The organism is Lyngbya sp. CCAP 1446/10 (assembly GCF_026130175.1).
Lineage (GTDB): Bacteria > Cyanobacteriota > Cyanobacteriia > Cyanobacteriales > Microcoleaceae > Microcoleus.
This window is the reverse complement of sequence record NZ_JAIGNI010000026.1, coordinates 17,694-32,306: the sequence shown is the minus strand read 5'-3', so window position 1 is coordinate 32,306 and position 14,613 is coordinate 17,694. Positions and strand designations below refer to the sequence as shown.

7 protein-coding genes are annotated in these 14,613 nt (G+C 42.3%); all 7 read left to right on the top strand.

Annotation, left to right across the window (positions count from 1 at the left end):
* The first annotated feature begins 5 nt into the window (after positions 1-5).
* Entirely contained in the window at positions 6-4,718 is a 4,713-nt protein-coding gene (locus K4039_RS12745; RefSeq protein ID WP_265235555.1) for a type I polyketide synthase, read from the top strand.
* 72 nt (positions 4,719-4,790) lie between these two features.
* Positions 4,791-5,648, top strand: coding sequence for a 3-hydroxyacyl-CoA dehydrogenase family protein (locus K4039_RS12740; protein ID WP_265235554.1), 858 nt, complete (start codon positions 4,791-4,793; stop codon positions 5,646-5,648).
* A gap of 19 nt (positions 5,649-5,667) precedes the next feature.
* Positions 5,668-5,919: an acyl carrier protein gene (locus K4039_RS12735; protein ID WP_265235553.1), complete on the top strand. Its 252-nt coding sequence runs from the start codon at positions 5,668-5,670 to the stop codon at positions 5,917-5,919.
* Positions 5,920-5,963: 44 nt separating this feature from the next.
* Positions 5,964-7,148, top strand: a complete 1,185-nt coding sequence (locus K4039_RS12730; RefSeq protein WP_265235552.1) for an acyl-CoA dehydrogenase family protein — start codon at positions 5,964-5,966, stop codon at positions 7,146-7,148.
* Positions 7,149-7,152: 4 nt separating this feature from the next.
* Positions 7,153-8,223, top strand: a complete 1,071-nt coding sequence (locus K4039_RS12725) for an HAD family hydrolase (RefSeq protein ID WP_265235551.1) — start codon at positions 7,153-7,155, stop codon at positions 8,221-8,223.
* Positions 8,224-8,296: 73 nt separating this feature from the next.
* Positions 8,297-11,683, top strand: a complete 3,387-nt coding sequence (locus tag K4039_RS12720) for an amino acid adenylation domain-containing protein (protein WP_265235550.1) — start codon at positions 8,297-8,299, stop codon at positions 11,681-11,683.
* Between the two features lie 71 nt (positions 11,684-11,754).
* Positions 11,755-14,595 carry a type I polyketide synthase gene (locus K4039_RS12715; RefSeq protein ID WP_265235582.1) on the top strand — a complete coding sequence of 947 codons (2,841 nt, stop codon included), beginning with the start codon at positions 11,755-11,757 and terminating at the stop codon, positions 14,593-14,595.
* Positions 14,596-14,613 lie beyond the last annotated feature (18 nt).

Below are 14,613 nucleotides of genomic sequence, written 5' to 3'. Positions count from 1 at the left end.
AGGGAATGAAATCGGAACAAACAGGCTTAGAAATAGCAATTATCGGCATCTCAGGGCGCTTCCCTGGAAGCAAAAATATTGATATTTTTTGGAAAAATCTGATCGAGGGAGTAGAATTTGCTTCAGTTCTTTCCAAAGAAAATGGGGAAGCCCAAGATTCAGATGTAGAGTCGAATCGTTTGACTAAGAAAATAAAAGCGGCTGCTTTATTAGAAAATATTGAACTCTTCGATGCCTCCTTTTTCGGTTTAAATCCCAGAGAAGCCGAAATTATGGACCCGCAACATCGCCTTTTTTTAGAGTGTGCTTGGGAGGCGCTTGAAGATGCTGGTTATGACTCTGAAAGAGAAGAAAGACCAATCGGAGTTTACGCGGGAGTCGGGAGAAGTACATACTTACTTTATAACCTCTTACCTAATAATCTGGATAAAACTCTCGGATATTTTCCTATCTTACTTGCGTCTGATAAAGATTATGTACCCACCCGCGTCTCCTATAAATTAAATCTAAAAGGCCCCAGTCTTAGTGTCGGAACGGCCTGTTCAAGTTCATTAGTTGCAGTTCATTTAGCTTATCAAAGTTTATTAAGTGGCGATTGTGACATGGCTTTGGCTGCCGGTGTTTCAGTTAAAGCCCCCCAAAACGAAGCCACGCTTTGCCCAGAAGAAATTTCTCCTGATGGGCGGTGCTTCGCCTTTGATGCTCGTGCAAATGGGACAATTGGTGGTAATGGTTTGGGTGTTGTTGTTCTCAAGCGACTCGAAGATGCGATCGCAGATAGAGATTACATTTACGCCGTTATTAAAGGTTCCGCGATCAATAATGATGGTGCCGTCAAAGTTAGCTACACAGCACCCAGCGAAGAAGCTCAAGCGAAAGTCATTCGCGCTGCTCAAATCATGGCGGAAGTGGAGCCAGAAACCATCACCTATATAGAAACTCATGGCACTGGAACCACTTTGGGAGACCCGATTGAAATTGCAGGGTTAAAACAAGCATTTCCTATCAATAAAAAAGCCTACTGTGCTATTGGCTCAGTCAAAACCAATATCGGGCATTTAGACGCAGCAGCCGGGATAGCAAGCTTAATTAAAACAGCTCTATCCCTCGATCGCAAATTGCTGCCACCTAGCCTCAATTTCGAGACACCCAATCCTCAGATTGATTTTGAGAATAGCCCCTTTTACGTTAACACTACACTTTCTGAATGGAAAGCTAACGATACACCTCGTCGTGCTGGAGTCAGTTCCTTTGGTTTTGGCGGCACAAATGCTCACGTAATTTTGGAAGAAGCGCCACAAATTGAGCAATCAACTACCTCCCGGCCTTGGCAATTACTAATGTTATCTGCCAAGACTAATTCAGCTTTAGAGACAGCAACAGTCAATTTGACTGAATATCTAAAGAAACATCCTGACATTAAGTTGGCTGATGTTGCTTACACCTTGCAAATTGGTCGTCGAGAATTTGATTATCGACGGACTGTTGTTTGCCACAACATTGAAGATGCGATCGCTGCACTCCAAGACCCTAAACGAGTGTTCACCAGCATTCAAGAAACAACTGCAAAACCAGTCGCTTTTATGTTCACAGGCCTGGGAACTCATTATGTCAATATGGCATGGGAACTTTACCAAGTTGAGCCAACATTTCAAAAAACCGTCGATCGCTGCTGCGAACTCCTCAAACCTCTGCTCGGTCTTGATTTAAGAGATATTCTGTATCCCAATCGGAACCAAACTGCAAACAGTTCCCAACAACCTAACTCGATCGCTCAATCAAGCTTTGATTTGCGTAGAATGCTGGGTCGCGGTCAGCAAGAAACCGCCGATGAAACCACTAAAAAACTAAATCAAACTTGTCTCACCCAACCCGCTGTTTTTGTCATTGAGTACGCTTTAGCGCAGTTGTGGATGTCCTGGGGAATTCATCCGACCGCGATGATTGGCTACAGCATTGGTGAATATGTCGCAGCTTGTTTAGCCGAGGTATTGTCTTTAGAAGATGCTCTGACTCTGGTTGCCAAAAGAGCACAAATGATTCAGGATTTGCCCAATGGCGCAATGCTAGCTGTGCCCCTTTCAGAAGCAGAAGTGCGTCCCTTCCTGACTGAAAATTTGTCCTTATCAGCAATCAATGGATCAAAACTGTGTGTCATTGCTGGAACGATAGATGCGATCGATGATTTAGCATCTCAACTAACTGAAAAAGGAATAGCCTGTCGGCCTTTACAGACATCCCATGCGTTTCATTCTTCCATGATGGAAGCGATCGCTTCTTCCTTCACGGAATTAGTCAAAACCATCAATCTTCAGCAACCAAAAATTCCTTATATATCAAACGTCACCGGAACTTGGATTACCGCAGAACTTGCTACAGATCCTAATTATTGGACTCAGCATTTGTGTCAACCCGTGTTATTTGCTGATGGGATGGAAGAGTTGTGGAAAAAATACAAACCAATTCTCTTAGAAGTAGGGCCGGGACAGACGTTGTGCAGCTTGGCACAACAGTGTTTAGAAAATGTTGAGATCGCGGATAAAATCGCGTTACCATCCCTACGCGATGCCTATAATCAACAACCAGATTTAGCATTTTTACTCAACACAATAGGACAGTTGTGGATATCAGGAGTCAAAGTCAACTGGCCAAAATTTTATGGTCAAGAACGTCGTCAGCGAATTCCCTTACCCACCTATCCCTTTGAGCGTCAGCGTTACTGGATTGACCCCCCCAAACCAGGAGAGGCTAATGCGATAGCGCGCGACGAAGTCGCGTTCGGACTAGATTATTCACAGAGAAAATCAGACCCCGCAGATTGGTTCTACATTCCTGTTTGGAAACAATCAATGCCACCGCTTTCTTTGCCGCAAACAGAAGAGAAAAAATCTTGCTGGTTATTGTTTGTTGATGAACGTGGAGTCGGTTCCCAAATCGCTCAACGTTTAGAAAACGATCGTCAAAAGGTCATCTGTGTCAAGGTAGGAAAACAATTTAGTCAGCTGAGCGAGGGGAAATATACTATTAATCCTCGTTCGCGAGATGACTATAACGCTCTACTCCAAGACCTCCGCGTTAAAGATCAACTCCCGAATACCATCGTTCATTTATGGAGCATAAACCTCACCGAACAGACACCATCAAGCGTTGAATTTTTTGAAGAAATCCAACATTCAGGTTTCTACAGTCTGCTGTTCTTCACTCAGGCTCTTAGCCAACTGCTGATTAACAATTCCCTTAAAATATGGGTATTGTCCAACGGGATGCACCAAGTAGAAAGTACAGATTTGTGCGATCCCGAAAAGGCAACTTTATTAGGATTATGCAAAGTGATCCCCCAGGAATACAGTAATATCAGTTGCCAAAGCATTGATGTAGCACTCCCTAAATCAGGAAGTGGCTTAGAGGAGAAATTGATCGACCAGATTTTTTCAGAAATTACTACAGAATCGTCTGAGTTAGTCATTGCCTATCGTGGCAATTATAGATGGCTGCAAACCTTTGAGGCAGTCAGACTAAATCAAGCAGAATATCCAAAACGATTGCGCCCAAATGGGGTATATCTGATTACAGGTGGATTAGGAAGAATTGGATTAACACTTGCTAAATACTTGGCTCAAAGCGTGCAGGCAAAGCTGGTATTAATGGGACGTTCAGGATTACCCCCTCAGCAAGAGTGGGAGGAATGGCTAACGACTCATGACGATCGCGATTTGATCAGTTCTAGAATCAAAAGCGTGCAAAAATTAGAGGAGTTAGGTGCAGAGGTTTTGGTCATTGGTGCTGATGTTGCTGATGAAGGTCAAATGCGAGCAGCACTTTGGCAAACTGAGGAACGATTTGGCCGCATTAATGGTGTGATTCATGCCGCGGCATTTCTGGGAGAAGAAATACTCAGTACAATTGAGCAGACAGGTTATACCGAATGTGAATTGCAGTTTCAACCTAAAGTTTATGGTCTCTACACATTAGAGAAAGTTTTGCAAGGCCGGGAGCTTGATTATTGTCTGTTAATATCTTCAATTGGAGCTATTTTAGGAGGAATAGCCTTTGCTGCCTACACCGCAGCTAATATTTTCGTGGATGCCTTTGCTCACAAGCAGAATCAACTCGGTAATCATCACTGGTGTAGTGCCAATTGGTTTCATGCTGAAAACGCTAACTTGTTTCGGAACTCACTGCTTGGTAAAACTCAAGAACAAAATGAAATAGAGGTGTTTCAGCAAGAAACTGTAGATGCTTTTCAACGGATTTTTTCTCATCCCTCAGTACCGCAAATTGCGATTTGGCGTAGTGATGTCAACGCTGAAATCGATAAGTGGATTAAGCGTAAACCTCAGAAAAGTAGTGCAGAAGAGCCAAGGAGTCAAGAGAAAACCCTCTACCCACGCTCAAATTTACGTACTCCCTATGTTGCACCTAGCAATGAAATTGATTACAGAATTGCTGGCATTTATCAAGAGTTGCTGGGAATCGATCGCATAGGCATAAATGACAGCTTTTTTGACTTAGGCGGCAACTCTTTGATCGGGGTTCAGTTAATTTCTCGGCTTCGCCAAGACTTCCAGATAGAACTATCTATTCCTTCCCTTTTTCAGTCACCATCTGTAGCTGAATTAGCTTTAATTATTGAAGAAATAATCATCGGGGAATTAGAACACTTAACTGAAAATAATGAAGATCGCGATCTTGTAGCAATTAATCCCAGCAGCAGTTAATACTATTGTTCGTTGTGCGAGAAACTAGAACCATGAACAAATGAGCAATGACTAATGACCAAAGGATTAAGTATGAACATTCAAACAGTCGGTGTAATCGGAGCAGGTGTGATGGGAGTTGGGGTAGCGCAAAATCTAGCCCAAACCGGACATCATGCGGTGCTTTTAGATATTTCAGATGATATTCTGGAACGAGCGAAACAGGAAATCAAAAATAATATCCGCTTTCAAGGATTTTTCAACAAAAATGAGAAAAGCGATCGTCCAAATGACATTTTGGATAAAATTACTTTTTCTAGTAACTATCAGTTCCTAGAGAAAGCGGAATTCGTAGTTGAAAATGTTCCCGAAAAATGGGATCTCAAAAAGGAGGTATACAGTAAAATAGACGCAATTTGCCCGGAAGAAACTATTTTTGCCGCTAACACATCGGCAATTTCCATTACTCGGATCGCTTCCGCTACCAAGAGGGCCGATCGAGTGATTGGCATTCATTTTATGAACCCGGTACCGATGAAGCCGATGGTGGAAATGATTCGCGGATATCATACTTCTGAGCAGACGATCGAAACCGCCACAAAATTATTAGCAAAGATGGGAAAAGAATCTATCTTAGTTAATGATTCGCCTGGTTTTGTTTCCAATCGGGTGCTAATGTTAACCGTTAACGAAGCAATTTTTCTGTTGCAAGAGGGAGTAGCTTCAGCCGAACAGGTTGATAAAATTTTTAAATCCTGTTTCGGTCACAAAATGGGGCCCTTAGAAACAGCAGATTTAATCGGATTAGATACAATTCTATTCTCGATCGAAGTCTTGTACGAAAGCTTCAATGACAGTAAATATCGCCCCTGTCCTTTACTCAAAAAAATGGTAGATGCTGGATTGCACGGGCGAAAAAGCGGAAAAGGTTTCTATACCTACCATCATTAGTCATTAGAAATTACAGAACATGAAAGCAGCTAAAGACCAAATCAAAAAATTCCTTTCTCAGTTTTTCGGCAACCATGACTTGCAGGATGATGAAGACATCTTTGCTTTGGGATTCGTCAATTCCATGTTTGCCATGCAATTGGTGTTGTTTATAGAAAAAGAGTTTGAAGTGACGATCGAAAATGAAGACCTGGAATTTGCTAACTTCAGGAGTGTCAACTCTATGGCGGCGTTACTAGAACGGAAAACTACCGTACTGGCTAGAGATTAAAAATTGTGATTTAATGTTGATCTTTGGAGGAATTAAGTGATACAATGAAAATAGAATTAACTTTTCACCAAAAAGACAAGCACTCGACTTTTAGAGCTTTCGTAAATGAAGAAATAGTTCCTCATGCCGATCGCATCGATCGCGAAGAAAGAACGCCACCCGAAATCATCCAAAAGTTAGCTCAAAAAGGATATTTAGGATCCGTATTACCCGAAGAATGGGGCGGTACTGGCATGGATGCGATCGCCTACGGTCTCCTAAACGAAGAAATCGGACGGGGATGTTCTTCGCTCAGGTGTTTGCTAACAGTTCATTCTATGGTCGCGCATGGTATTCTCAAATGGGGAAGTAAATTTCAAAAAGAGCATTGGCTGACTAAATTAGCATCCGGCGAGGCGATCGCAGCCTTCGCATTGAGTGAACCTAACGTAGGTAGCGATGCCAAAGCCGTAGAGACGACAGCAACACTTTCTGGCGACTCTTATATCTTAAACGGGCAAAAAAAATGGATTACTTACGGACAAATTGCCGATGTTTTCTTAGTTTTTGCCAAGTGGGAAGGTAAACCCTCTGCTTTTTTAGTGGAAAAAAACAGTCCGGGACTCTCGATTAAACCAATTTTTGGAATGTTAGGTGTCAGAGGTTCGATGTTAGCAGAACTGCACCTAAATAATTGTCAAATTCCCCAAGAAAATCTCGTATGCAGACAAGGTTTTGGTTTTTCTCACGTAGCATCTTCTGCACTCGATTTGGGACGATACAGTGTCGCCTGCGGTTGTGTGGGTATTGCCCAAGCTTGCTTAGAAGCCTGCATTGAATATACAAGTAAACGCAAGCAATTTGATGTTTATCTCAAAGATCATCAACTAATTCGACAAATGATTACGGAGGCGCTCGCGAATATCAAAGCCGCCCGATTACTATGTTATCAAGCAGGTTATCTCAAAGATATTGGCGACCCCAACTCAATTATGGAAACCTCGATCGCCAAATATTTTGCTTCTACGATCGCAACCAAAGTAGCCAATGATGCCGTCCAAATTCACGGGGGAAATGGTTGCAGCAGCGAATACCCAGTTCAACGGTATTTACGGGATGCAAAAATCATGGAAATCATCGAAGGTAGTACCCAAATTCACGAAATTACCATCGCTGAATATGGTTATCAAGAATATATATTCTCACAAAATCGCAGGTCGATATCTCAAGAATTAGTAGCAAGGACGTGAAAAAATGATTAGTTTAAATTCTGTGCCAACAGACAACAAACAAGAAAAAACACGCTCCATCAAATGTGTAGTTTGGGATTTGGATAACACCATCTGGAACGGCATATTGTTAGAAGGCGATCGAGTTTTTTTGCGACACGATATAATCGAGATTGTCAAAATTTTGGATAGTCGAGGAATCTTACAATCGATCGCTAGCAAGAATGAATATAGTAGTGCGATCGAGAAACTGGAAGAGGTAGGATTGCACGAGTATTTTATCTATCCTCAGATTCATTGGAATTCTAAGGTTTCTTCGATTAAAGAAATTGCTAAATTAATTAATATCGGTACGGATGCGATAGCTTTTGTCGATGACCAAGTTTTTGAACTCGAAGAAGTAAATTTTTCACTTCCTGAAGTCCTTTGTATTAATGTCGATCGCCTAGAATATCTACTAGAAATGCCAGAAATGAATCCTCGTTTTATCACAGAGGATTCCCAAAAAAGAAGGCAGATGTATATCAGCGATATCCACCGAAATCAAGCTGAATCAGAATTCATCGGTTCGCAAGAAGACTTCTTAGCTACCCTCAATATGCACTTGACGATTTCTGACGCTAAAGAAGAAGATTTACAGCGAGCCGAAGAACTAACAGTACGCACCAATCAACTAAATACAACAGGTTACACATATTCCTATGACGAACTGAATATGTTTAGTCGATCGGATCACCACAAACTGCTCATCGCCAGTTTAAATGATAAGTATGGAAATTATGGAAAAATCGGCTTAGCTCTCCTCGAATATTCCGACAGCTTATGGACTATAAAACTCTTCCTGATGTCCTGTCGCGTCATGTCTAGAGGTGTCGGCACAGTTCTGCTAAATTATCTGCTCGAACTCGCTAAAGAGAATAAGGTTCGATTGCGTGCAGAATTCCTTTCAAACAATCGAAATAGGATGATGTACATCGCTTATAAATTTTCTGGATTCAAAGAAATCGATAACAACGGCGCTCTGGTAATTCTCGAAAACGATCTAAAAACAATTCAACCTTACCCCAAGTATATGAACATCGAAATCACCAATTAGAAAAATCAATATTCATCTGCGTTCATATGCAATCATCGGCGGTCAAACAAGTATACCAGGAGATTATAAAAAAATGGACATAAACAAACGACAAATACTAGCAAGACGCTATCAACTTTCCCCCAGCAAACAAGCACTTCTCGCCAAACGCTTGCGGGGTGAAATTCAGTCTGATTCCCCCATAAACCTTATTCCCAGACGCGACATTACCGACTCTGCACCGCTATCCTTTCCTCAACAAAGACTGTGGTTACTCCAACAAATCGATCGCACCAATCCTTCTTACAATGAACACGGAGCAATACAACTCAAAGGTTTGCTTAATGTACCAGCACTAGAGCGCAGCCTCAACGAGATCGTGCAACGCCACGAATCCCTACGAACTACTTTCAAAATGAGGGAAGGACAACCAGTCCAAATTATTTCTCCATCGCTAACTATAAAGTTACCAACAGTCAATTTATCCGACTTGCCTTTATCAGAACAAAATAACCAAATCCAGCAACTTACACTTGAACAAAGCCAATCACCCTTTGACTTATCTCAAGGGCCATTATTGCGTTGGACGCTGTTACAAATCGGCCAACAAGATTACGTGCTGCTAGTCACCATGCACCACATTATTTGTGATGGCTGGTCTTATGGTGTAATGATGCGCGAATTGGCTGCACTTTACGAAGCATTTTCCAACAGCAAAGCATCCCCTCTTAGCGAACTACCCATCCAGTATGCCGACTTTGCTTTATGGCAGCAACATTCCCTAAAAGGAGAGGTGCTGGAAACGGTGCTGGAAAAACAGATTGTCTATTGGAAGCAGCAGTTAGGTAACACTCCTCCCGTGCTACAATTACCCGCAGATTATCCTCGACCAGCCGTACAAACCTTCCGAGGTGCGAGGAAAACCTTCTCTCTGACGGCGGAATTAACTAAAGCACTCAAGGCGCTAAGTCAGAACGAAGATGCGACTTTTTTCATGACCTTGTTAGCCGCTTTCAAAATCTTGCTGTATCGCTACACGGGAATTGAAGATGTCGCGATCGGTTCCCCCATTGCTAACCGCAACATGAGCGAAATAGAACAATTGATTGGCTGTTTTGTCAATACTTTAGTGCTGCGAACTGACTTGTCTGGCAATCCTACTTTTCGGGAATTGTTAAGTCGAGTACGTCAAGTATGCGTAGGAGCATACGCTCATTGCGATGTGCCATTTGAAAAGTTGGTAGAGACACTGCAACCGCAACGCTCTTTGAGTTACACGCCTTTATTTCAGGTGATGTTTACACTTCTAAATACTCCGACATCAGTGTTAGAGCTATCGGGGTTGACGGTGAGTAGTCTGGAAAGCAACAACGGTACTGCGAAATTCGATTTGAGTTTGTATATCGAAGAAAGAGGAGAGGAATCGATCGCAACTATAGAATACAATACCGACTTATTCGAGGCAGCTACGATCGCCAGAATGAGCGAGCATTTCCAGCACTTACTCGCAGGAATTGTCGCTAATCCCGATCGCCGAGTGAATGAATTACCACTATTAACATCATCTGAAAAACAGCAGTTGTTGGATTGGAATTGCACTCAAACAGATTACCCCAAGGATGCTTGCATTCACCAGCTATTTGAAGCGCAAGTAGAAAAAACGCCAGATGCAGTTGCGATCGTATTTGAAGATCGACAGCTAACGTATCAAGAATTAAATCAACAAGCCGATCGCTTGGCGGATTATCTGAGAGAATTAGGAGTGCGATCGGAAGTTTTGGTAGGGATTTGTGTAGAGCGATCGATCGAAATGGTAGTCGGTCTTTTAGGCATTCTCAAGGCTGGTGGAGCTTACGTACCATTAGATCCCGCCTATCCCCAAGAGCGTCTGAATTTTATATTATCTGACGCTCAAGTGTCAGTATTATTAACTCGCAAAACTTTAATTAAAGAACTACCAACTTTGAGTGCAAACGTAACTCCAGTAGTTGTTTATTTCGATCGCGAATGGGACACAATCTCCAATCCAAAATCTAAAATCCAAAATCCAAAATTGTCCGATAGCCTCGCCTACGTCCTCTACACTTCAGGTTCTACGGGGACTCCCAAAGGCGTACTCGGTCGCCATCGCAGTGCAGTTAATCGCTTGAATTGGAATCCTTATCCTTTTGAACAAGGGGAGATTTGCTGTCAGAAAACATCGTTAAATTTTATAGATTCAGTTTGGGAAATTTTTGCTCCCTTGCTGCACGGACTGCGAACTGTCATCATTGCCGATGAAATAGTAAAAGACCCTTATCAACTGGTTAAAACTTTATCTCAGCAACAGGTTACGCGCCTTGTTTTAGTACCATCATTGTTGCGCGTCTTATTAGAGACTTTTCCCGATTTACAAAGCCGACTTCCCAAACTCAAGTATTGGGTTAGCAGTGGAGAAACTTTATCCGTGGAACTATGTCAGCGCTTCCAAGAAAGGATGCCTCAAAGTGTTTTAATTAACCTTTATGGCTCCTCCGAAGTATCCGCAGATGTGACTTGGTACGACACGAGCAAAAACCAATCTCTTTCTTCAATTGCGATCGGTCGTCCCATTTCCAATATGCAAGTATACGTGCTGGACGCGCACCTGCAACCCGTTCCAATCGGCGTTCCTGGCGAACTTTGTATTGGTGGCGATGGTTTAGCGCGAGGCTATCTCAATCGCCCAGAACTAACAGCAGAAAAGTTTATTCCCAATCCGTTTATCAGTGAAAATGGCGCTTATCTTTATCGGAGTGGAGACATCGGTCGTTATCGATTTAATGGGGAAATTGAGTATTTGGGACGTAGCGATAGCCAAATCAAACTTCGCGGTTTTCGCATTGAATTAGGAGAGATTGAAAATGTACTTAACCAACATCCAGCAGTAAAACAAGCTGTGGTTTTACTCAGAGAAGATGAAGTAGATAACAAGCGCTTAGTTGCTTATATTGTCTCAGATAATATTAACCTAGAACTACGCAGCTTTGTAGCAGAAAAGTTACCGGATTACATGGTGCCATCAGTTGTCGTACAGTTGGAGGCATTACCTTTAATACCTAACGGTAAAGTAGACTATCGCGCCCTACCAGTACCCGAAAATCGCCGTGATTTGAAACGGGATTACGCGATGCCTAAAACTGAAGCAGAGCGACTGATTGCTGAGGTTTGGCAAGAGATATTGCAATTGGAAAAAGTGGGGATTAATGATAATTTTTTTGAAATTGGCGGGCATTCTTTACTTTTGGTGAAGGTGCAAGCAAAATTGCATAAGGTTTTAGAGCGAAATATTTCTGCGATCGACTTATTTAAGTATCCTAGTATAAAGATGTTGGCGGAATATTTGAGTCGAAAACAGGATGGGGAGCAACCGATCTTTAGAGAAGTTAATAGCCAGGTCAGAAAGCAGGCAGAAGCGGTAGCCAGACAAAAAGAACTGTTTAAACAAGCTAGGAATCGTTAATATCAATTATTTTTTACCACAGAGGAACAGAGATGAACACAGATATAGATGGAGTTGTGGGAGAGGTCAAAATGGATAACTGGGAAGAACAAAGTGTGCTGGAACCAATTGCTATTATTGGGATGGCTGGTCGTTTTCCTGGGGCTAAAAATGTTGATGAGTTTTGGCTAAACTTGTGTGATGGAGTGGAGTCTATTTCATCGTTTAGTGATGAAGAATTGAGGGATACGGGGGTAGAAGATAGTTGGCTGAATGACTCGAATTATGTGAAAGCTGGGTTCGTGTTGGATGATATCGAAATGTTTGATGCTTCGTTTTTTGGTATGCTGGCAAAAGAAGCTGAAATTACAGATCCGCAACACCGTCTTTTTTTAGAGTGTGCTTGGGAAGCTTTGGAAAATGCGGGGTATGACCCGGAACAATACGCAGGTTTGGCTGGTGTTTATGCGGGTGCTAATCTGAGTACATACCTGCTGAATAATATTCTTTCAAATCGCGATTTATTGCGATCGATGGGTTATTTGCCGCTGGGAATTGGCAACAATCAAGACTTTTTAGCGACTCGAATTTCTTATAAGTTGAATTTGAAAGGGCCGAGTATTAATGTTAATACCGCTTGTTCTACATCATTAGTTGCCGTTCATTCGGCTTGTCGGGGATTATTGAGTTACGAATGCGATATGGCTCTAGCTGGTGGCGTGTCAATTCAAGTTCCTCAAAAAGAAGGTTATTTTTATCAAAAAAGTGGGATATTTTCTACCGACGCTCGCACTCGCGCTTTTGATGCCAAAGCAGAAGGAACTACTTTTGGCAATGGGGTGGGTATTGTTGTACTTAAGAGATTAGAAGATGCTTTGGCGGATGGCGATCGCATTTATGCGCTTATTAAAGGTTCAGCTATTAATAATGATGGTTCCGCGAAAGTTAGTTATACAGCACCCAGTGTTTCGGGTCAAGCTAAGGTAATTGCTCAGGCGCAAGCGATCGCTCGTTTTGCTCCTGAAACTATCACTTATATCGAAACTCATGGAACTGGCACTTCTTTGGGAGATCCCATCGAAATTAGAGCGCTGCAAGAAGTGTTTGGAGCGCAAACTAAGAAGAAGGGTTTTTGTGCGATCGGGTCTGTAAAAACTAATGTCAGTCATTTGAATACAGCCGCCGGAATAACCGGATTAATTAAAACAATTTTGGCGTTAAAACATCAGAAAATACCAGCCAGCTTGCACTTTGAAAAACCCAATCCCGAAATCGATTTTGCCAATAGCCCGTTTTATGTCAATACCACCCTCCGTGAATGGAAAACAGAGGGGATTCCTCGTCGTGCGGGAGTCAGTTCTTTCGGCATTGGCGGTACTAATGCTCATGTCGTTTTGGAAGAATTTCCAAATCTAAAGGTAGCAGGAGAGAAAGAGAGAAAGTATCAATTGTTAGTTCTTTCTGCTAAAACAAGTTCGGCTTTAGAAACAGCAACTGCCAATTTAGCGACACATTTAAAACAGCATCCCGACCTCAATTTAGCTGATGTGGCTTACACCCTGCAAGTAGGTCGTAAAGTATTCGATTATCGGCGAATGTTGGTGTGTAAAAATATTGACAATGCTGTACAAGCGCTGAGTCTAAAAACTGAGCAAAAAGGCAATAAAAAAATATTAATTCCCGATATTTTGCACTCCCACTACGAGGAGTCTGGTAATCGTTCTGTTGTGTTTATGTTTTCCGGTCAAGGGGTGCAGTACGCGAACATGGCGCGGGAACTTTACCAGACTGAATCTACTTTTACTCGTGCTATTGATGATTGTTGCGAACTTTTAATACCGCACTTGGGAATAGACTTGCGTACCGTTTTGTATCCCAGTGAAGGAGGGGAAGAAGAAGCCGCGCAACAACTGAAACAAACTTATATTACTCAGCCAGTATTGTTTATAATTGAGTACGCTTTAGCTCAGTTGTGGATGTCGTGGGGCGTGCTTCCTGAAGCTGCGATCGGTCACAGTATTGGCGAGTACGTTGCAGCAACTCTTGCTGGTGTTTTTTCCCTACAAGATGCGTTGATATTAGTTGCTACTCGCGGGAAATTAATGCAGCAACTTCCGGCTGGTGCAATGCTGGCTGTACCTCTATCGGAACAGGAAATCGAACTAAGTGAAGAACTGTCTATGGCTGTAATTAATGCACCATCTTTGTGTGTAGTTTCTGGTTCTATAAAAGCTGTTGATAAGCTGCAAAATCGTTTGACTGATCGAGGTTTAGATTGTCGTCGATTGCATACTTCTCATGCTTTTCATTCTGAGATGATGGAACCCATTATCGAGCCGTTCATCGCTGAAGTTAGAAAAGTCAAACTCAAGGCTCCTCAAATTCCTTTGATATCTAATGTAACTGGCACTTGGATTACTGAAATGGAAGCAACAGATCCGAATTATTGGGGGAAACATCTACGCCAAACGGTGCGTTTTGCTGACGGGATTGCTGAGTTGCTAAAAGAACCAAAGCGAATCCTCCTAGAAGTTGGCCCGGGACGTACTTTGAGTAGCTTTGCCAGAGAGCATTTAGAGGGGAATACTCAAACATTTGTACTTTCTTCATTGCGCCATCCGAAAGATTCTCAGTCAGATATCGCATTCTTTCTGAACGCATTGGGAAGACTTTGGCTAGCTGGTGTGTTGGTCAATTGGTCGGAATTTTATCGCCACGAGCGACGCGATCGTATTCCTTTACCCACTTATCCTTTTGAGCGAAAAAGATATTGGATTGAACCTTCTCATCCAGCAGTGCCTGACAAAAAAATTACACAAGTAGACAATACAATCGAGGAGGAAAATGTAGGCGATCGCGAGATTGAAGAGCTCATGGCTCAACAAATGGAGATTATGTCTCAACAACTAGACCTGCTAAGAATGTCTGGCTAGCTTTTATCGTTCATCTGA